Source organism: Aeromonas sp. 30P (assembly GCF_051919805.1).
In the GTDB taxonomy this organism is placed as follows: domain Bacteria; phylum Pseudomonadota; class Gammaproteobacteria; order Enterobacterales; family Aeromonadaceae; genus Aeromonas; species Aeromonas veronii.
Genome location: NZ_JBQBEA010000001.1, coordinates 2,781,494 through 2,799,816 on the forward strand (window position 1 = coordinate 2,781,494; position 18,323 = coordinate 2,799,816).

Annotated in this window: 20 protein-coding genes; 1 reads left to right on the plus strand and 19 read right to left on the minus strand. The window is 58.9% G+C overall.

The genetic code is table 11. The annotated features are described in order from the left end of the window. Positions 1-61 precede the first annotated feature (61 nt). From bamB to trmJ, 18 genes are all read right to left on the minus strand, one after another. Positions 62-1,246: an outer membrane protein assembly factor BamB gene (gene bamB / locus ACTG2B_RS12885; protein WP_421310812.1), complete on the minus strand. Its 1,185-nt coding sequence runs from the start codon at positions 1,244-1,246 to the stop codon at positions 62-64. Further along, complete coding sequence (locus ACTG2B_RS12890) at positions 1,239-1,889, minus strand: YfgM family protein (RefSeq protein ID WP_439996012.1); 651 nt, start codon at positions 1,887-1,889, stop codon at positions 1,239-1,241. Before ACTG2B_RS12890 ends, bamB begins: the two co-directional genes overlap by 8 nt. A gap of 3 nt (positions 1,890-1,892) precedes the next feature. Then, positions 1,893-3,170, minus strand: a complete 1,278-nt coding sequence (gene hisS / locus ACTG2B_RS12895) for a histidine--tRNA ligase (protein WP_005351051.1) — start codon at positions 3,168-3,170, stop codon at positions 1,893-1,895. A 138-nt stretch (positions 3,171-3,308) separates the two neighbouring features. Next, positions 3,309-4,424: a flavodoxin-dependent (E)-4-hydroxy-3-methylbut-2-enyl-diphosphate synthase gene (gene ispG / locus ACTG2B_RS12900; RefSeq protein ID WP_005333801.1), complete on the minus strand. Its 1,116-nt coding sequence runs from the start codon at positions 4,422-4,424 to the stop codon at positions 3,309-3,311. Positions 4,425-4,434: 10 nt separating this feature from the next. After that, positions 4,435-5,403: a cytoskeleton protein RodZ gene (gene rodZ / locus ACTG2B_RS12905; protein ID WP_159157089.1), complete on the minus strand. Its 969-nt coding sequence runs from the start codon at positions 5,401-5,403 to the stop codon at positions 4,435-4,437. After that, positions 5,393-6,184, minus strand: coding sequence for a PilW family type IVa pilus biogenesis/stability lipoprotein TapF (gene tapF / locus ACTG2B_RS12910; RefSeq protein ID WP_106844530.1), 792 nt, complete (start codon positions 6,182-6,184; stop codon positions 5,393-5,395). The genes rodZ and tapF overlap by 11 nt, the downstream gene beginning before the upstream one ends. 11 nt (positions 6,185-6,195) lie before the next feature. After that, positions 6,196-7,299, minus strand: coding sequence for a bifunctional tRNA (adenosine(37)-C2)-methyltransferase TrmG/ribosomal RNA large subunit methyltransferase RlmN (locus ACTG2B_RS12915; protein WP_005344856.1), 1,104 nt, complete (start codon positions 7,297-7,299; stop codon positions 6,196-6,198). 167 nt (positions 7,300-7,466) lie between these two features. Further along, positions 7,467-7,895 (minus strand): nucleoside-diphosphate kinase, encoded by a 429-nt coding sequence (gene ndk, locus ACTG2B_RS12920; protein WP_005333805.1) that lies wholly within the window; start codon positions 7,893-7,895, stop codon positions 7,467-7,469. Between the two features lie 267 nt (positions 7,896-8,162). Next, entirely contained in the window at positions 8,163-9,446 is a 1,284-nt protein-coding gene (gene pepB, locus ACTG2B_RS12925) for an aminopeptidase PepB (protein ID WP_005359802.1), read from the minus strand. Next, a complete protein-coding gene (pepB, locus tag ACTG2B_RS12930) occupies positions 9,443-10,747 on the minus strand; it encodes an aminopeptidase PepB (protein ID WP_058057390.1) in 1,305 nt (434 codons plus the stop codon). Before pepB (ACTG2B_RS12930) ends, pepB (ACTG2B_RS12925) begins: the two co-directional genes overlap by 4 nt. 172 nt (positions 10,748-10,919) lie before the next feature. Continuing rightward, positions 10,920-11,258, minus strand: a complete 339-nt coding sequence (fdx, locus tag ACTG2B_RS12935) for an ISC system 2Fe-2S type ferredoxin (RefSeq protein ID WP_005333808.1) — start codon at positions 11,256-11,258, stop codon at positions 10,920-10,922. Position 11,259: 1 nt separating this feature from the next. After that, positions 11,260-13,107, minus strand: coding sequence for a Fe-S protein assembly chaperone HscA (gene hscA / locus ACTG2B_RS12940; protein WP_323891964.1), 1,848 nt, complete (start codon positions 13,105-13,107; stop codon positions 11,260-11,262). A 28-nt stretch (positions 13,108-13,135) separates the two neighbouring features. Further along, positions 13,136-13,654, minus strand: a complete 519-nt coding sequence (gene hscB, locus ACTG2B_RS12945; protein WP_371153950.1) for a co-chaperone HscB — start codon at positions 13,652-13,654, stop codon at positions 13,136-13,138. A 118-nt stretch (positions 13,655-13,772) separates the two neighbouring features. Further along, positions 13,773-14,096, minus strand: a complete 324-nt coding sequence (gene iscA, locus ACTG2B_RS12950) for an iron-sulfur cluster assembly protein IscA (protein ID WP_005333812.1) — start codon at positions 14,094-14,096, stop codon at positions 13,773-13,775. 15 nt (positions 14,097-14,111) lie between these two features. After that, complete coding sequence (gene iscU / locus ACTG2B_RS12955) at positions 14,112-14,495, minus strand: Fe-S cluster assembly scaffold IscU (RefSeq protein ID WP_005333813.1); 384 nt, start codon at positions 14,493-14,495, stop codon at positions 14,112-14,114. Between the two features lie 41 nt (positions 14,496-14,536). Beyond that, entirely contained in the window at positions 14,537-15,751 is a 1,215-nt protein-coding gene (locus ACTG2B_RS12960; protein ID WP_013723838.1) for an IscS subfamily cysteine desulfurase, read from the minus strand. A gap of 53 nt (positions 15,752-15,804) precedes the next feature. Beyond that, positions 15,805-16,308: a Fe-S cluster assembly transcriptional regulator IscR gene (gene iscR, locus ACTG2B_RS12965; protein ID WP_100653984.1), complete on the minus strand. Its 504-nt coding sequence runs from the start codon at positions 16,306-16,308 to the stop codon at positions 15,805-15,807. A 92-nt stretch (positions 16,309-16,400) separates the two neighbouring features. Further along, positions 16,401-17,123, minus strand: coding sequence for a tRNA (cytosine(32)/uridine(32)-2'-O)-methyltransferase TrmJ (gene trmJ / locus ACTG2B_RS12970; protein WP_127006452.1), 723 nt, complete (start codon positions 17,121-17,123; stop codon positions 16,401-16,403). A gap of 187 nt (positions 17,124-17,310) precedes the next feature. Here trmJ and ACTG2B_RS12975 point away from each other — a divergent pair, with 187 nt between their 5' ends. Beyond that, positions 17,311-17,727, plus strand: a complete 417-nt coding sequence (locus ACTG2B_RS12975; protein WP_323891968.1) for a hypothetical protein — start codon at positions 17,311-17,313, stop codon at positions 17,725-17,727. Here the strand turns inward: ACTG2B_RS12975 and ubiT are convergent. Beyond that, positions 17,680-18,213, minus strand: coding sequence for a ubiquinone anaerobic biosynthesis accessory factor UbiT (gene ubiT / locus ACTG2B_RS12980; RefSeq protein ID WP_439996016.1), 534 nt, complete (start codon positions 18,211-18,213; stop codon positions 17,680-17,682). The genes ACTG2B_RS12975 and ubiT overlap by 48 nt on opposite strands. Positions 18,214-18,323: the final 110 nt, after the last annotated feature.

Below are 18,323 nucleotides of genomic sequence, written 5' to 3' on the forward strand. Positions count from 1 at the left end.
TCAAGACGACAAAGGCTCCGGGTCCGAAGACCAGGAGCCGGATATTCACATTATCGGACGATCAAGGACGCTTGAGGGCGTACAACTTGCCGTCACGGCTCTGCACATACAGGGTCTCGCCATCCACCAGCGGGGCGGCGTAGAGACCACTGCTATCGAGCTGCTGCATCGCCTTGATGGTACCGTCGGTACGATCAAGCCAATACAGGTATCCTTCCACATCACCCACCACCACATAGTCACCGAAGATGACAGGTGCAGTGACGGTACGATTTTCCAGCTGGGTGTTGGACCACAGCTCCAGACCGTTGCGACGGTCGATGGCAAACAGGTGGCTGCGGCTGTCGGTCAGCACGATGGCATTGCCGGTCATCGCCAGATCGCGATAGCCGGAATACTTGCGCTTCCACACTTCATCGCCGGTCATCAGTTTGCGCGCCATCAGCTGACCGTTGTAGGCGATGGCGTAGAGCTCATCACCGGCAATCAGCGGGCTGGCATCGACGTCAACCATGCGGTCCAGCTCGGTGGCACCGCGCGGATCAGCCACCTTGGACTGGCGCACCGGCTGGCCGTTGCTCAGCAGGGCGATGCCCACCTTGCCATCGGCACGACCGTAAATCACGGCGCCGTTGGTGATCACCGGTGCACCGGCACTGCGCAGGGTCAGCGGCGGCTGCTCTTCGGAGAGCGACCACTGCATCTTGCCTTCGTCGGTGTCGAGGGCGATCAGGCGACCGGAGGTGGTCAACACCACCACGCGGCCATCTTCCACCGCGGGGCTTGCCACCACTTCGCCGGGCACATTGGTCTGCCACAGCACTTCGCCATTCTCTTCGTTCAGGGCGTAGACCACCCCGTTCTCGGAGCCGAGGAACAGCTTGCCGTAACGGGAGACCAGACCACCGGAGAGACGAGCGCTGCGCTTGTCGGCGTTGACCGGCAGGTCGGCCAGATCGACAGTCCAGAGGCGATCCCCACTGACACGGTCAAAGGCGCTGACATCGCCGTCGCGGGCCGCCGCGTAGATACGATCCTCTTCCACCACCGGCTTGAGCTGGGAGTAGAAGTCACCGATGCCATCACCCACAGTAGATGACCATGCGGTGTCGGCAGTGAAGGCAGATTCAACCTTGGGCAGCGGCGCCATCGGGTTGAGATCCTCTTCGGAACTGAACAGGGAACAACCCTGCAGAGCGAAGGAGACCGCAGCCCCCAGCGCCACCATCTTGAATAGATTACGCATCCGGTGCCTCACCAGTCGCAACGGCCGGCAGGGCCAGATCGTCCATTTTCAGCTTGAGCTCGGCGCTACCCTGCAGGCCGCCGGCATCCGCCGCCGCCTGATAGGCATCACGAGCCTCTTCGGTCTTGCCCTGCTTTTGCAGCACATCACCACGGGCTTCGGCTACCTGCGCCTTGAAGGCCTCATTCTGGATGGTCGCCAGCTTGGCCAGTGCTTCATCTGCCTTGCCCTGATCATTCAGTACACGGGCCAGACGCAGCGCCGCGATGGGACGAATGCTCTCGTCACCCGTGGTCGCCACCAGCTCCAGCTGCTCGGCAGCCAGATCCAGCTTGCCCGCCTTGACGGCAGCGGCAGCCAGTTGCAACGCGGCCAGTTCACCGTAGGAGTCACCCTTGTTGGCGGTGACAAACTGCTGTGCCTGCTCGAAACTGGCGGCATCGCCCTTGGCCAGCTGCTCAATCACCCGGTTGTAAGAGTGGGAGGAGGCCTCCATGGTCTCTTGCTGGTGCTGGTTGTAATAGCGCCAGCCGAACAGACCGACCAGACCGATCACGGTCCCGGCAATCACCGAGGTTCCGTTCTCTTTCCACCACTCCTTGATAACCTCAACCTGTTGTTCTTCGGTGGTATAGACTTCCACAGCTTACTCTCCTTTGGCTGCCAGCAGGGCAATGGCGGCGTCAACCTTGACGGTCTGTTGCTCGGCCTGACCACGCAGATATTTGATAGTGATCTCCCCGTTTTGCACCTCGGTCTCACCAAGGATCAGGGCGATTGCCGCGCCGCTCTTGTCGGCACGTTTGAGTTGTTTCTTGAAGTTGCCACCACCGCAGTGGCTCATGAGGCGCAGGTCCGGCAGGGCATCGCGCAGACGCTCGGCCAGCTGGAAGCCAGCCTGTTCGGTCCCCTCGCCCACCATCGCCAGATAGACATCCACCGCCGGGCGGATATCGGCGTTGAGCTCGAGAGTTTCCAGCATCAACACCAGACGCTCCATGCCCATGGCAAAGCCCACGGCCGGGGTCGGTTGACCGCCCAGCTGCTCTACCAGACCATCGTAGCGACCACCGGCGCAGACGGTGCCCTGGGCACCCAGACTGCTGGTGACCCACTCGAACACGGTCAGGTTGTAGTAGTCAAGACCACGCACCAGACGCTCGTTCACTTCGTATTTGATACCGGCAGACTCGAGCAGGCGCTTGAGCCCCTCGAAGTGGGCCAGGCTCTCTTCGCCCAGATGGTCGAACAGACGCGGGGCACCCGCCAAAATGGCCTGCACCTTTTCATCCTTGGAGTCGAGCACCCGCAGCGGGTTGCTGTACATGCGGCGCTGGCTCTCTTCGTCCAGCTGCTCCTTGTACTGCTCCAGATAGGCCACCAGCGCATCGCGGTAAGCGGCACGCTCGGCGCTCTGACCCAAGGTGTTGAGCTGCAGGGTGACATGCTCGCTGATGCCAAACAGACGCCACAGACGGTGGGTCAGCATGATCAGCTCAGCGTCAATGTCCGGCCCGTTGATGCCAAACAGCTCGACACCGAACTGGTGGAACTGACGATAACGGCCCTTCTGGGGACGCTCGTGACGGAACATGGGGCCCATGTACCACATCCGGCGTTCCTGATTGTAGAGCAGACCGTGTTCGATACCGGCACGGACGCAGCTGGCGGTCCCTTCCGGACGCAGACTCAGGCTGTCGCCGTTGCGATCTTCAAAGGTGTACATCTCTTTTTCGACCACGTCGGTCACTTCACCGATGGCGCGCTTGAACAGATGAGTCTGCTCGACAATCGGCATGCGCACTTCGCTGTAGCCATAGCTGGCAACGACCTGGCGCAGGATCTGTTCAACCTTCTGCCATACCGGGCTTTGCTCCGGCAGGCAATCATTCATACCGCGAATAGCTTGGATCTGTTTTGCCACGTTGATACTCGAGAAAAAGAGGTAAAATTTGGCCGCATTATAGGGATTTTCCCCCCCAAGGTAAAATCAGGGAATCCGGATGCGGGATTTAAAATCAGTCACCTGGAAAAAGGGCCACCCAATGTGGCCCTGTTTCGCTCACTCCTTGTCCATCGGGATCCGGTTGGCGGGATCCAGCATGGCGGCGCGGGCGCGAATGCGGCGCTCCAGAGTTGGAATGAGATCCTTGTTGTCGAGCCGATCGACCCGCTGGCCCCCTTCATAGAAGGCACTCTTGTTGGCGGCACCCGCCAGACCAAGATCGGAGACGAGTGCTTCGCCCGGGCCATTCACCACACAGCCGATGATGGAAACATCCATCGGGGTGATGATGTCTTCGAGCCGCTCTTCCAGCGCGTTGACAGTGGCGATCACATCGAACTCCTGCCGTGAGCAGGATGGGCAAGCGATAAAGTTGATGCCACGGGAGCGAATACGCAGGGATTTGAGGATATCGAAACCGACCTTCACCTCCTCCACAGGATCCGCCGCCAGCGAGATACGCAGGGTATCGCCGATGCCGTCGGTGAGCAGCATGCCCAGACCGATGGCAGACTTCACCGCGCCGGCACGGAAACCGCCCGCTTCGGTGATGCCAAGGTGCAGCGGCTGCTCGATCTGCTTGGCCAGCAGGCGATAGGCACCGACTGCCAGGAACACATCAGAGGCCTTGACACTCACCTTGAAGTCCTGGAAATCGAGGCGATCGAGGTAGTCCACGTGACGCATGGCGGACTCCACCAGCGCTTCGGGGGTCGGCTCGCCGTACTTCTCCTGAATATCTTTCTCCAGCGACCCGCCATTGACCCCGATACGGATCGGGATATTGAGGTCGCGCGCGCAATCGACCACCGAGCGCACCCGCTGCTCGTTGCCGATGTTGCCCGGGTTGATACGCAGGCAGTCGGCACCGTACTCGGCCACTTTCAAGGCGATGCGATAGTCGAAGTGGATATCGGCGACGATGGGGATGCGGGTCTGCTGTTTGATGAGCCGGAAGGCTTCCGCCGCCTCCATGGTGGGCACGGAGACACGGACGATATCGGCACCGACCCGCTCGATCCGCTGGATCTGCTCGATGGTGGCGGCGACATCTGTGGTCTTGGTGTTGGTCATGGTCTGCACGGTAATGGGGGCATCGCCCCCAACCGGTACATTACCAACCATGATCTGTCTGGATTTACGACGAATGATGGGGGATTCGTGAGATGACATGGGAAACAGATTACTCCTGCGGCAGTGAGAAGCGGGCTGTACGACCGTTGTTGTAACGGCTCATATCAAACGACTGACCCTTGTAGTCAAGCTTGACGGCCATGGGCGCGCCAATGATGAACTTCAGGGGCTCGGCGCCTTCCAGCACCAGCTCGTCGTTGGCCTTCTTCAGACCACTGAACAGGGTCTTGCCGTTGGCATCCTTCACATCCAGCCAGCAATCGGCGGTGAAGCTCATCTTCAGTTGCGGCGCAGTCGCCGGATCAACGACAGCCTCTTCAGATTCAGTGCCATTGGCGCCGGATACCGCTGCATCGGTCGCAGTGCCGACAGCCGCACTGACATCGGTCGGGGCAACAGCCGCAGAAGCAGGCGCCAGGGTAGCCGTCGCATCAGAGACCACTGCAGGGGCAGCCACGTCCGTGGCGGCCGGTGCGATGGTAGCGCCTTCCACCGGAGCGGTGTTGATCGCATCGGGCGGCGTGATAGCAGGTTCAGCCGGAGTCGAACCGGTTGCACTCATCTCGGTGGCTGCCAGCGCTTCATCACCGGCGGAGCGGCGTGAAGTACTCTGCCACCACCAGGCGACCGAGAGCGCAATCAACACCAGGATCACCAGCCAGGTCACCACCTTGAGCCGACTGTCGTTGGCTTGCTGGCGGGAGCGACGGGAGAAGCTCTGCATGTCGATATTGTCGGGAGGAGTCAGACCCAGCTTGTCGTAAGCAGCCAGAATGGTCTCGTCGGGGATCCCGACCAGCTTGGCATAGGTACGCAGATAGCCCCGAATAAAGGTATGGGAGGTGTGCTTGTCGTAGGTATCCGATTCGATAGCGGCGATCAGGGTCAGACGAAGGTGAATGCGGGACGCAACCTGTTCTCGTGTCCAGCCAAGCTGTTCACGGGCGTTGCGCAGCAATTGGCCTGGGCCTACTGCCTGGGAGTCGTCTTGGAAATCGTGTTGCTGTTCAATAGTCATTGGCTAAATAACGCTTGGCTTGTTGCGAAGTGGGATATTGCCTTACCAGCTCAGTCCCGAATTGGTGAAGTAATGCCGGCTTGTCCATCGCCTGTGCCAGCCGAAGTCTCAACCAGAGACTCTCCTCGTTCTCGTCTGACACATCGGCAAAACGGGCGAGGTAGGACTGCACATCAGGCAGCTTGCCATCTTTCATGGAAAGCTCGGCCAAGTCCAGCAATAACCCTGGATTGCGGGGATTATACCCCAAGGCCAGGCGATAGTACTCGCCTGCTTTATCATTTCTGCGATTTTGCAGCGCACAAAGTGCCGCATTTTCATAGGTATCGGCAATTTTTACGTAGCCTGGCTGAATAACAGCCTGGTTGAACGCCTGATCTGCCTCGGCATACCTGCCGCGATCACAGAGGAAGGCACCATAGTTGTTCATTGCGTCAGCATTGGACGGATCCATGGCAAGTGCGTTCTTGTAATGGGTCTCGGCTGCCTTGAAATCTCCTACCTTCTGGTAAAAGTAGGCAAAACCGATCTGGGTCTGGGGGTTGGAGGGGTCATACTGGAGGGCGCGGTCAAGATTGAACTTGGCCTGCTCGGCATTGCCCTGACGCAGGTACTGGATACCCAGGTCGAGGCGGGTTTGGGCAGCCGCCTTGAGGTCAGGACCCACTTCACGCTGGGTCGAGTTCTGGCCAGCGTAAGTGGTCTCGGTCACACAGCCTGGCAGCGCGCAGAGCGCTGCCACTACGATCAATGTACGTGTATCCATTCCCTGTCTATACAATGGCTTAGCATTTAAACCATTTTGACGGAAATCCCATCCTGTTGCATCCGATTTTTGATAGTTCGCTTGGTACGGTCAATCACGTCACCCACCAGCTGACCACAGGCGGCATCGATGTCATCACCACGGGTCTTGCGGACAATCACGGTGAAACCGTACTCCATCAGCACCTTGGAAAAGCGATCGATACGGCTGTTGCTCGGCTTGCCGTAAGGATTGCCCGGGAAGGGGTTGAACGGGATCAGGTTGATCTTGCTCGGAGTGTCCTTGAGCACCTTGGCCAGCTCGTGAGCATGCTGCATATCGTCATTGATATGATCGAGCAGCACATACTCGACGGTCACCCGACCACCGTTGGCATTGGATTTGGCCAGGTAACGACGGACACCGGCGAGGAACTCCTCGATGTTGTACTTGTCGTTGATCGGCATGATCTCGGAGCGCAGCTTGTCGTTCGGGGCGTGCAGGGAGATAGCCAGCGCCACGTCGATCTGGTCACCCAGCTTGTCCAGCGCCGGTACCACGCCAGAGGTAGAGATGGTCACCCGGCGCTTGGAGATGCCAAAGCCGTAGTCATCCATCATCAGACGCATGGCGGGCACCACGTTGGCGAGGTTGAGCAGCGGCTCGCCCATCCCCATCATCACCACGTTGGTGATGGGACGCTTGCCACCGACCACACGGGCAGCACGCCACACCTGACCGATGATCTCGGAGACTTTCAGATTGCGGTTGAAGCCTTGTTGAGCCGTGGAGCAGAACTTGCACTCCAGCGCACAGCCAACTTGAGAGGAGACGCAGAGGGTCGCGCGGTCATCTTCCGGGATGTAGACGGTTTCTACCTCCTGATCGCCCACCTGCAGAGCCCACTTGATGGTGCCATCGGCAGAGCGCTGCTCGCGGCTGATCTCGGGAGCCTTGATCTCGGCGATCGCCTTGAGGCGCTCTTTAAGCACCTTGTTGACGTTGGTCATCTGATCGAAATCATCACACCCAAAGTGATAGATCCACTTCATGACCTGATCTGCCCGGAATGGCTTCTCGCCCAGTTCGACGAAAAAGGCACGCATGGCATCCCGATCAAGATCCAGCAGGTTGATTTTTGTTTCGCTCATCAATGGCCTCAGTTCAAACACTTCATCAATTATTGGCTGACGACGTCAGGGGGCGGCATTGTACAAATAATGGGTCTGGCTTTCCACCTGGAGAATAGAGGGATATTGCGTAAACGGCGAAAACAACAAAGGGAGCCGAGGCTCCCTTGGGTCATCATCCACAAGAATCAGCCGCGCGGGCAGATCTCGTTGTCAGAGAAGAAGTAGGCAATTTCGCGGGCTGCGGATGCCGGTGCATCGGAGCCATGTACTGCGTTGCGATCGATGCTCTCGGCATAACAGGCACGCAAGGTACCAGCCAGCGCCTCTTTCGGGTTGGTAGCCCCCATGATCTCGCGATTGCGACGAATGGCGTCTTCCCCTTCCAGCACCTGCACCATGACAGGGCCAGAGGTCATGAAGCTGACCAGATTGTCATAAAAAGGCTTGCCCTGATGCTCGGCATAGAAACCGGCAGCCTGTTCACTGCTCATGTGCAGCATTTTGGATGCCACCACTTTCAAGCCTGCGCTTTCGAAACGGCTATAGATGGCACCGATCAGGTTCTTGCTGACAGCATCCGGTTTAACGATAGAGAAGGTACGTTCGATGGCCATTGATATCTTTCCTTAACTACAGAGTTTTATTGTTAGAATCCATGTTCGCTGGCGATTATACGTAAACAAAAACCGGAAAAACACACAAACAAGCAACTTTTTATTAAACATCACTCCCTTGCAATCAACATCCACACTCATCTTGACCGAGCAGAGCCGGAAAATATGTGCGCTTGCGCACGATAGTTACCTTAAGCCGCCAAAACCCCATCTTTTGTTCACAATTCGAACAGCATGAAAAAGGCACCCGAAGGTGCCTTGTCTCGCCTATTTGGCTTCCGCCAGCAAGGCCCGCGCTATGGTGCGCATCCCCAGGGTATTGGCCCCCGGAGCCCAGAGGGCATCGCCGTTGTCACTGAAGCAGGCGGCCAGATCGATATGCAACCAGCCCATCCCTTCGTTGGCAACGAAACGGGAGAGGAAACCCGCAGCGTTGGAGGCGCCACCCGGCCCGCCCCCCTTCACCGGACGGCTGTTGGCCGTGTCGGCGTAATGGGAGGGGCACTGCTGGCGGTGCCAGGGCTCCAGCGGCAGCGGCCAGGCTGGCTCATGCTCGGCATCGGCATAGGTCATGGCTCGGCTTACCAGCCCTTTATCGAGGCCGAACAGAGCATTGTAGCGCCCACCCAGCGCCATCACGGCTGCGCCAGTCAGGGTCGCGGCATCGATGATCAGCGGTGCGCCGGACTCGCTCGCCAGTTGCAGGCCGTCGGCCAGCACCAGCCGCCCCTCGGCATCGGTATTCACAATCTCGACCGTGGTACCGTTCTTGTAGGTGAGGATGTCGCCCAGCTTGTAGGCATGGCCGGAGACCAGGTTCTCGGCGCAGCAGAGGATCAGCTTCACCCGCTTGTCGAGCCCGCGCAGCATGGCCAGCGCCAGCGCACCGGTGACAATCGCCGCGCCCCCCATGTCGCACTTCATGGTGAGCATCCCCTCGGAGCTCTTCATGGAGTAGCCGCCGGAGTCAAAGGTGATCCCCTTGCCCACCAGCGCTGCCGCTACCGGCGCCTTGGGGTCACGCCCCGGGTTGAAGTCGAGCTCCAGCAATACCGGTTCGCGCGCACTGCCGCGGCCCACCTGATAGAGGCCGACCCAGCCCGCCTGTTGCAGCGCTTCGCCTTTCAAAATGCGATGACTCACCTTGTCCGGCGCCAGCTCGGTAATAAAGGAGGCAGCTTCCACCGCCAGCTCCAGCGGGCCCAACTGCTCCGGGGTGGCATTGGTCATCTCGCGCACCCAGCGGCCGCAGAGCCAACGCGCTTCCAGCTCCTCTCTGTCCTCTTCCGAGGACATGGCCCACTGCAGTTGCACCTCCGCCTTGGGGGTTTGCAGCCCTTGGGCAAAAGCCCACTGCTGTTCACGCTCCCAGTGACCAGCCAGGGTCACTTTCTGGATCCCCTGCTGGCAGAGGCGACGGGCCGCCTGCTGGATATCGAGCAGCGGATTGGCCGTCACCAGATGGATCACCATGCCGTCGGCACGGTGAGAGAGCAGCGCCCCCTCCCCCCACTCGGCCGGTGCAAATTCACGACTTAACCAGACATTCATGCGGTCACCTCCTGCAGCCAACGTGCGATGGTGCGCAGACCGTGCCCCTTGGCACCGGTCGCCCAGAGATCGTTGCCCGATTTCTGATAAGAGGCCGCCAGATCCAGGTGCACCCAGCCTTTGCCCTCATCGCGCACGAAGCGGGAAAGGAACGCTGCAGCCGTGGTGGCACCGGCCGTGCCTTCGGCTGAGGCGACGTTGCCCAGATCGGCAAAGGCCGAGGTGAGCTGGCTGGCATGCCAGGGTTCCAGCGGCAGCGCCCACGCCTGTTCGTTTTCCACCTTGGCGGCGGCCAGCGCACGCAGCTGTTCGGTCTCATCGAGGGCAAACACCGCATTGTAGTCGCGGCCCAGCGCCATCTTGGCGGCGCCGGTCAGGGTGGCTGCGTCAAGGATATAAGCTGCACCGCTGTCGGAGGCCGCCATCAGGCCATCGGCCAGTACCAGACGACCTTCCGCATCGGTGTTCTGGATCTCGACCGAGATGCCGTTCTTGTAGGTGAGGATGTCGCCCAGCTTGAAGGCGTGGCCGGAGACCAGGTTCTCGGCGCAGCAGAGAATGAGCTTCACCCGCTGGTTCAGGCCGCGGCTGATAGCCAGCGCCAGTGCGCCGGTCACCATGGCTGCGCCCCCCATATCGGACTTCATCGGCAGCATGTTGTCAGAGGACTTCATGGAGTAGCCACCGGAATCAAAAGTGATCCCCTTGCCCACCAGCGCCGCCACCACGGGCGCATTGCGATCACCGGTCGGGTTGTAGTCAAGCTCCAGCAGCACAGGCTCGCGCTCGCTGCCACGGCCAACCGACCAGATCCCGATATGGCCGGACTCACGCAGCGCTTCACCGGCGGTGATGCGGGCAGTAACCTTATCCCCGGCGATACCACGAATGAGCAACAGGGCCGATTCCGCCAGACTCATGGGGTAGATCTCTTCCGGACAGCCATTGGTGATGTCACGTACCCAGCGAGCCGCCTTGAGCAGCGCATCCAGTTCACGGGCTTCCGCGTCGCTCTGCTGGCCGAAATCCAGTTCACGCGCACCCTTGGCGGCGTAGAACCCCTGGGCGAACGCGTAGCGACTCTCCAGATCCCAGCCTTCACCGACCAGCGTCACCCGCTTGATCCCGCTCGATTCGAGGCGACGGGCGGCGCGCTGAACGGTGCGCAGAACATCCTTCTCCTGACTGGCGGCACCAAGATGGATCAGTGCCTCGTCGCCATTGAAACTGAGCTGGGCGCCCTCGCCCCAATAGGCGGCCGCAGCCTGGGTGGATAACGCTACCTTCATCATGTCAGCCATCGTGTTTGCTTCCTTTTTACTGGCACTATGAATAAGCACTCTTTATGGGAAAGAGCTTATTGGCAAAGAGAGAATAACGAATACAAAAAGGCCGTGCCCCCGAGGGTCACGGCCTTCCACCATATCACTGAAGCACCACAGGATGCTGCACGTGCAATTCACTCATGTGTAATTAATGGCGTTCAGAGGCAAGGTTCAGGGTGTACTTGGGCAGTTCCACCACCAGATCCTCGTCCGCCAGTTTTGCCTGGCAGCTGAGGCGCGATTCCGGCTCCAACCCCCACGCCTTGTCCAGCATGTCGTCTTCCAGCTCGTCGCTTGGCTCGAGCGAGTCAAAGCCCTCGCGCACTACGCAGTGGCAGGTAGTGCAGGCACAGGATTTCTCGCAGGCGTGCTCGATTTCGATACCGTTGCGCAGCGCCACATCCAGAATGGTCTCGCCGCTTTGCCCCTCGAGGGCGGCGCCATCCGGACAGAGTACGGGATGAGGAAGAATGATCAGTTTTGGCATATTACACCTTGTTGACGTTTTGTCCGGTCAGCACCTTGCGGATGGAGGCGTCCATCCGGCGGGCTGCAAACTCGCCACTGACAGCATCGGCTGCCTCAATGGCTTCTTTGATTTGATGGGTTGCGCCGCTGTTGCGCATGGTCAGCAGATGGGCGATGGCGGCATCAATCTCGGCACGCTCGGCAGCATTGAGCAGGGCATCGCCATCGGCGGCCAGCGCCGCATTGAGACTCTCGACCACCCGGTCGGCTTCAACCTGCTGCTCGGCCAGCATGCGGGCATCCATATCCTGCTGGGCGTTCTCGATGGAGGCACTCAGCATGTTGAGGATATCCTGCTCCGCCAGCCCATAAGAGGGCTTGACCTGGATCTCGGCCTGCACGCCGGAGGATTTCTCCATGGCGCTGACCGAGAGCAGACCATCCGCATCCACCTGGAAGGTGACGCGAATATGGGCGGCGCCGGCTGCCATCGGCGGAATACCGGTCAGGGTAAAGCGGGCCAGGGAGCGGCAATCGGCCACCAGTTCGCGCTCACCTTGTACCACGTGAATGGCCATGGCGGTCTGACCATCCTTGAAGGTGGTGAACTCCTGGGCGCGGGCAACCGGGATGGTGGTGTTGCGCGGGATCACCTTCTCGGCGAGGCCACCCATGGTCTCCAGACCCAGCGACAAGGGGATAACGTCCAGCAGCAGCATCTCTGCATCGGGCTTGTTGCCCACCAGAATATCGGCCTGGATGGCGGCGCCAATGGCGACCACCTTGTCCGGATCGATGCTGGTCAGCGGCGTACGCTGGAAGAAATCACCCACCAGTTCACGCACCAGCGGCACCCGGGTGGAGCCACCGACCATCACCACTTCCAACACTTCCACCTGCTCGAGACCGGCATCGCGCAGGGCGCGGCGACAAGCCAGCAAGGTCCGTTTCACCAGCGGGGTGATGAGTTCATCAAACTGGCTACGGCTCACTGAACCCTGCCAGCCAGCAAAGGTGCACGCCACCTGCTCGGCATCGGTCAGGCCGTGTTTGACGACAGCGGCCACATCCAGCAGCTCGCGCTGCAGATGGGCATCCAGCTCGCCGGAGAGGCCCGCTTGCTCCTTGATCCAGTCCGCCAGCAGGTGATCAAAATCATCACCGCCGAGGGCGGAATCGCCGCCGGTCGCCATCACTTCAAACACACCGCGGTGCAGACGCAGGATGGATATATCGAAGGTGCCGCCCCCCAGATCGTAAACCGCGATCACCCCTTCCTGACCGGAGTCAAGGCCATAGGCAATCGCGGCTGCGGTCGGCTCGTTGAGCAGCCGCAGCACGTGCAGACCGGCCAGACGGGCCGCATCCTTGGTGCCCTGACGCTGGGCATCATCGAAATAGGCGGGCACGGTAATGACCACGCCATCGAGATCGCCCCCGAGTGTCTGGGCGCCACGCTCGGCCAGCTTTTTGAGAATTTCGGCCGATACCTGCACCGGATTGACCAACCCCTGACGGGTTTGCAGTTGCGGCATGCCATTGTCGGCGGCAACAAACTGGTAAGGCTGCTGGCGGGTATCGATATCGGCCAGCGCCTTGCCCATCATCCGTTTGACCGAGACGATGGTGTTGTGAGGATCGAGCGCCGCTTCGCGCTTGGCATCAATCCCCACTCGAATGGCGTCGCTTTGATAGTGCACGACTGACGGGAGCAGGTCGCGCCCTTGCTCATCGCAAAGGGTATCGGCGTGACCGCTGCGAACCGCAGCGACGAGAGAGTTGGTGGTGCCGAGATCGATGCCGACGGCACGTTTGTGCTGATGAGGTACAGCGCTCTGGCCGGGTTCGGCGATTTGCAGTAATGCCATGGGTAATGAAACTTCCAGCGTTAAAGGATCAAGACTCGAGAAGCGAGTCTTCGAATCGTTCCAGCTCTTCGAGGAGCTTGTCGACAAACTTGAGTTTGCGAACGCAATCAGCGGCAACGAGATCTTTGCCGGCGGCAAGAGACTCGGTCAGCTGCTGCATCAACATCTGGTGATCATGCCTGATCTCGCTGCGAAAATCCTTGATGGCGCGCTCAGGGTCTGCGTCATCTTTCAGATCGGCCAGACGCTCGCGCCACTCCAGCTGCTGCATCAGAAACGCGGTATCTTGCAGAGTCTGCTGTTCACCACGGATATCGGTGCCACGCAGGGAGAGCAGATATTCTGCACGGCGCAGCGGCGCCTTGAGGATGGTGAATGCTTCGTTGATCTGGGCGGCACGTTGCACCGCAGCCAGCTGCTCCCGTTCGGGGGCGGTGGCAAAACGATCAGGATGGAATTGGGTTTGCAGCTGGCGGTAGGTATCAGCCAACTGACGGGTATCGAGCTCGAAGCCTTCAACCAGCCCAAACAGCTCGAAATGATTCATGCAAACCTCTTGGAAACGTTCGCCACAACCTCACTCGCCCCTGGCAAATGAGATGTGGTTGAACGGGTCATGGGCGACCCGCTCAACCACAGACGAAGGATCATTGACGTCAAACATCTCAGACACTGAAGCTTTCGCCGCAACCACACTCGCCTTTGGCGTTGGGATTGTTGAACTGGAAGCCCTCGTTGAGGCCCTCCTTGACGAAATCCAGCTCGGTGCCATCCAGATGGATCAGGCTCTTAGCATCGACAATAATCTTGACGCCCTGCTGCTCGAACACCTGATCCTCATCGGTCAGTTCATCAACGAACTCAAGCACGTAGGCCAGACCGGAGCAGCCGGTGGTTTTGACGCCGAGGCGCAGGCCAATGCCCTTGCCCCGGTTAGCCAGAAAAGAGGAAACCCGTGCCGCGGCGGCATCTGTCATGGTAATAGCCATACTGCTCTCCGGCGCTTAGAGACCTTTCTTCTGCTTGTAATCGGCGATGGCGGCCTTGATGGCGTCCTCAGCCAGAATGGAGCAGTGGATCTTCACCGGTGGCAGGGCCAGCTCTTCAGCGATATCGGTGTTCTTGATGCCAGCTGCTTCGTCCAGGGTCTTACCCTTGACCCATTCGGTCACCAGGGAGCTGGAGGCGATGGCAGAACCGCAACCGTAGGTCTTGAACTTGGCATCTTCGATGATGCCTTCGTCGCTGATCTTCAGTTGCAGCTTCATCACGTCGCCACAAGCGGGCGCACCGACCATGCCGGTTGCAACGCTGGGATCATTCTTGTCGAAACCACCGACGTTGCGAGGATTCTCGTAGTGGTCGATTACTTTTTCACTGTAAGCCATATCTCACTCCTGCTAATTCTGTTGCTCACTGACCAGATAGATCAGTGATGAGCCCATTCGACCGTGTTCAGATCGACGCCGTCTTTGTACATCTCCCACAGAGGGGACATCTCGCGCAGACGACCGATGGAGTCACGAATAAGCTTGACCGCGTAGTCAATCTCTTCCTCGGTGGTGAAGCGACCCATGCTGAAACGGATGGAGCTGTGTGCCAGCTCGTCGTTCAGACCCAGTGCGCGCAGCACATAGGAAGGTTCCAGGCTGGCGGAGGTACAGGCCGAACCGGAAGAGACCGCCAAATCTTTCAGCGCCATGATGAGGGATTCCCCTTCCACATAGGCAAAGCTGACGTTGAGGTTGCCCGGAACACGTTGCTCCAGATCGCCATTGATGTAGACGGCTTCAATATCCTTGATGCCATTCCACAGACGCTGACGCAGTGCCAAGATACGCTCGCCTTCACTCACCATCTCTTCTTTGGCAATGCGGAAAGCTTCGCCCATCCCGACGATCTGATGGGTCGGCAGAGTACCGGAACGCATGCCGCGCTCGTGGCCGCCACCGTGCATCTGGGCTTCCAGACGAACGCGGGGTTTGCGACGAACAAACAGTGCACCAATCCCTTTAGGACCATACACCTTGTGCGCAGAGACGGAGAGCAGATCCACTTTCAGTGCTTCCACATCTACCGGGATCTTGCCCACACTCTGAACGGCATCCACGTGCAGCAGGATCTTGCGGGAACGGCACAACTCGCCGATGGCGGCAATGTTCTGAACCACGCCGATTTCGTTGTTCACATGCATGATGCTGACCAGGATGGTGTCATCACGCATGGCATTCTCGATCATCTCGATAGTGAACAGGCCGTTGGGCATCGGCTCAAGATAGGTCACCTCGAACCCTTCACGCTCCAGCTGGCGACAGGTATCGAGCACCGCCTTGTGTTCGGTCTTGGAGGTGATGATGTGCTTGCCCTTGCTGGCATAGAAGTGGGCAACACCCTTGATGGCCAGGTTATTGGATTCGGTCGCACCGGAAGTGAAGACGATCTCGCGGGGATCGGCACCGATCAGATCTGCCACTTGATTACGGGCCAGATCCACCGCCTCCTCGGCTTGCCAGCCAAAGCGGTGAGAACGGGAAGCCGGATTGCCGAACAGGCCATCCATGGTGAGACACTGCATCATTTTTTCTGCGACACGCGGGTCCACCGGACAGGTTGCCGAATAATCAAGGTAAATAGGCAGTTTCATGTTTTTCTCCGTCACAGTCCGGGTCATACAGAGTCCCGCTGTGGAAAGCACGTTTATAGTTGGACTTTCAAGCTCACATCGCCGTGTTCTGCCCGTTCAACCAGGGACAACACGGTCTTCATTTGTTCATCTTGCTTGCCGGCAATCCGGCGCACATCGGCCTGGCGTACCAGCTCGGCCAGGGTGATATCCCCGAGGAAGCTGGAGATCCGCTCACTCAGATCACGCCACAGGGAGTGAGTCAGGCACTGGGTACCGCCGTGGCAGCCGCCCTTGCCGAGGCACTTGGTAGCATCGACCGACTCATCGACCGCGGTGATCACCTGACCAACCGAAATCTCGCCTGGGGCCAAACCGAGGCGATAACCACCGCCCGGGCCACGCACACTGCTCACCAGACCATGTTTGCGCAGGCGGGCAAAGAGCTGCTCGAGATAGGACAACGAGATGCCCTGGCGCTCGGAAATATCGGCAAGGGGGACGGGCCCCTGCTCTGCATGCAGCGCCACGTCGAGCATGGCGGTTACAGCGTAACGTCCTTTTGAAGTCAGTCTCATGTGCCTTACCGTCTTGCGAAGCAATTTAATGGGGCACATGGTCACATACCCGACCAAATCAGTCAAGTATATGGTTGAGTAAATCAGTCGGATTAATCCGGTACGCGCGCTTTCTGCACCGAGGTCAGAATACCGCGCAGAATGTTGAGCTCAGCTGCTTCCGGCCGAGCCCGATTGAACAGGCGACGCAGCTTGCTCATCACATGACCCGGATGATCATCGGCAATAAAACCGGTCTTCATCAGGGTTTGTTCCAGGTGCTGATAAAACCCTTCCAGCTGGGCGGCACTCGGATAGGCCATCTCCTCTTCAGGCTCGGCGGCCTGCCCCTGTAGCCAGCGCATCCGCACTTCGTAACAGAGGGTCTGCACCGCCATGGCCAGATTGAGAGAGCTGTAATCAGGATTGGCCGGAATGGCCACGTGGTAGTGGCACTTTTGCAATTCGTCGTTGGTGAGACCGGTGCGCTCACGACCAAACACCAGCGCAACCGGGTGCTGCATCCCCTCAACCACCGACTTTTCGCCGGCCTCACGGGGATCGAGCATGGGCCAGCTCAGGGTTCGAGAGCGGGCGCTGGTGCCAATCACCAGACCACAATCGGCGATCGCGTCGTCCAGTGTCGGGACGATACGGGCATTGGCAAGCACATCGCTGGCACCAGCAGCCAGGGCGAAGGCATTGTCATCCGGCAAGGCTTGCGGATCAACCAATACCAGCTGGGTCAACCCCATGGTCTTCATGGCACGTGCCGCAGACCCCATGTTGCCGGTATGAGAGGTGTTTACCAAAACGATACGAATCTGATCCAACATGCCCAGTCAATCTTCAGTCAAAAATGGCGCGTAATTGTAACATAAGAGAACACGATGTTGGCACCGTAAAAGCCGAGCCATTTCAGAACAAAACCACCCGTTTGTATAACAAACCAGCATGAGGGAAGTGAGAGGGGGGGACTAAACTTGATGGATATCCGATAAACGGCACAGGAGACACCACGCCATGCTTCCTCCCTTTATCTATGAGAGATTGCCCAGCCTCTATCTGCTGGCAGCCATTGCCATGATTACGTTGAGTGAACAGCCCCTGCTCTGGTTTGCAGGCGCCTTGCTGTTTATCGCCGGAGCGGTGACCTGGATGATGCGTTCCAGCTACCGGCGTACCGATCTGATTATCTTTCCGACCAAACGCTGGCTGCAGCCGGAGTGGCTGTATGAAGCGCAGCCCTTCATCTGGCTGGCTGCGGGGCTGGCCATGTCACAGCTGCCCGCCCCTGCGGCACTCATCGCCTTGGTGCCCTGTCTGTGGGCCTGTCGTTGCCTCTGGGCACGGCACCATTATCGTCGCCATGCCCATGGGGTGATTGCCCACTTAAGACGGGATCCCGCCCGGCACCGTCTGCACCGGAGCCTGCGCTGACTCGGTGCGGGCGCGTTCGATAAACGTCGCCAGATCCATCAGGGGATACTTCATCAGGCTTGGCAAGCCATCGAGATCCAGACTGTCCATCAGATTTTTCACCTCAAGACCCAGTTCGGTATCCCCTTCTATCTTCAGCTTGCGCTGGAAAAAGAGCGAATCCGGATCCTCTTTGCGACCAGCGATGAGGATCAGGTCGTTGGCGGTACCGCTGAAGCAGACATCGGCCTTGTCACACTCGCGAGCCACCACCAGCTGGCCATTCTGCTCACTGATAAACCAGCACAGCTCCAGATCAGAGACTTCGACTTTCAGCCACTTGTCTGCCAGAAACTCGAAATCGTCATCTTCGATAGCCTCTTTGAAAACACGGGCCAGCAAACTCTCCATCAGCTGCTTTTGCAGATTGAAGGGAACAAGCTTGAGGGGATGGCGCAAGAAGCGCGGAGCCTGTTCGACCAGGCGGCGTTGCAGTTGTTGAAACACGATAGACTCCCTTTTTTGCGCATTCAAACACAGGGAGAGTGGCAAGATCCTGTTGGAAATCAAACTTGTGCAGGGTTACCTCAAGAAGGGTAAAGCCACACAAAGCTGCC

Excerpts from the sequence above, each read along its gene's own strand:
- bamB (WP_421310812.1), bottom strand. The coding sequence starts at position 1,246 with ATGCGTAATCTATTCAAGATGGTGGCGCTGGGGGCTGCGGTCTCCTTC.
- ispG (WP_005333801.1), bottom strand. The coding sequence starts at position 4,424 with ATGTCATCTCACGAATCCCCCATCATTCGTCGTAAATCCAGACAGATC.
- rodZ (WP_159157089.1), bottom strand. The coding sequence starts at position 5,403 with ATGACTATTGAACAGCAACACGATTTCCAAGACGACTCCCAGGCAGTA.
- ACTG2B_RS12915 (WP_005344856.1), bottom strand. The coding sequence starts at position 7,299 with ATGAGCGAAACAAAAATCAACCTGCTGGATCTTGATCGGGATGCCATG.
- ndk (WP_005333805.1), bottom strand. The coding sequence starts at position 7,895 with ATGGCCATCGAACGTACCTTCTCTATCGTTAAACCGGATGCTGTCAGC.
- pepB (WP_005359802.1), bottom strand. The coding sequence starts at position 9,446 with ATGAATGTCTGGTTAAGTCGTGAATTTGCACCGGCCGAGTGGGGGGAG.
- pepB (WP_058057390.1), bottom strand. The coding sequence starts at position 10,747 with ATGGCTGACATGATGAAGGTAGCGTTATCCACCCAGGCTGCGGCCGCC.
- fdx (WP_005333808.1), bottom strand. The coding sequence starts at position 11,258 with ATGCCAAAACTGATCATTCTTCCTCATCCCGTACTCTGTCCGGATGGC.
- hscA (WP_323891964.1), bottom strand. The coding sequence starts at position 13,107 with ATGGCATTACTGCAAATCGCCGAACCCGGCCAGAGCGCTGTACCTCAT.
- hscB (WP_371153950.1), bottom strand. The coding sequence starts at position 13,654 with ATGAATCATTTCGAGCTGTTTGGGCTGGTTGAAGGCTTCGAGCTCGAT.
- iscA (WP_005333812.1), bottom strand. The coding sequence starts at position 14,096 with ATGGCTATTACCATGACAGATGCCGCCGCGGCACGGGTTTCCTCTTTT.
- iscU (WP_005333813.1), bottom strand. The coding sequence starts at position 14,495 with ATGGCTTACAGTGAAAAAGTAATCGACCACTACGAGAATCCTCGCAAC.
- ACTG2B_RS12960 (WP_013723838.1), bottom strand. The coding sequence starts at position 15,751 with ATGAAACTGCCTATTTACCTTGATTATTCGGCAACCTGTCCGGTGGAC.
- iscR (WP_100653984.1), bottom strand. The coding sequence starts at position 16,308 with ATGAGACTGACTTCAAAAGGACGTTACGCTGTAACCGCCATGCTCGAC.
- trmJ (WP_127006452.1), bottom strand. The coding sequence starts at position 17,123 with ATGTTGGATCAGATTCGTATCGTTTTGGTAAACACCTCTCATACCGGC.
- ACTG2B_RS12975 (WP_323891968.1), top strand. The coding sequence starts at position 17,311 with ATGCTTCCTCCCTTTATCTATGAGAGATTGCCCAGCCTCTATCTGCTG.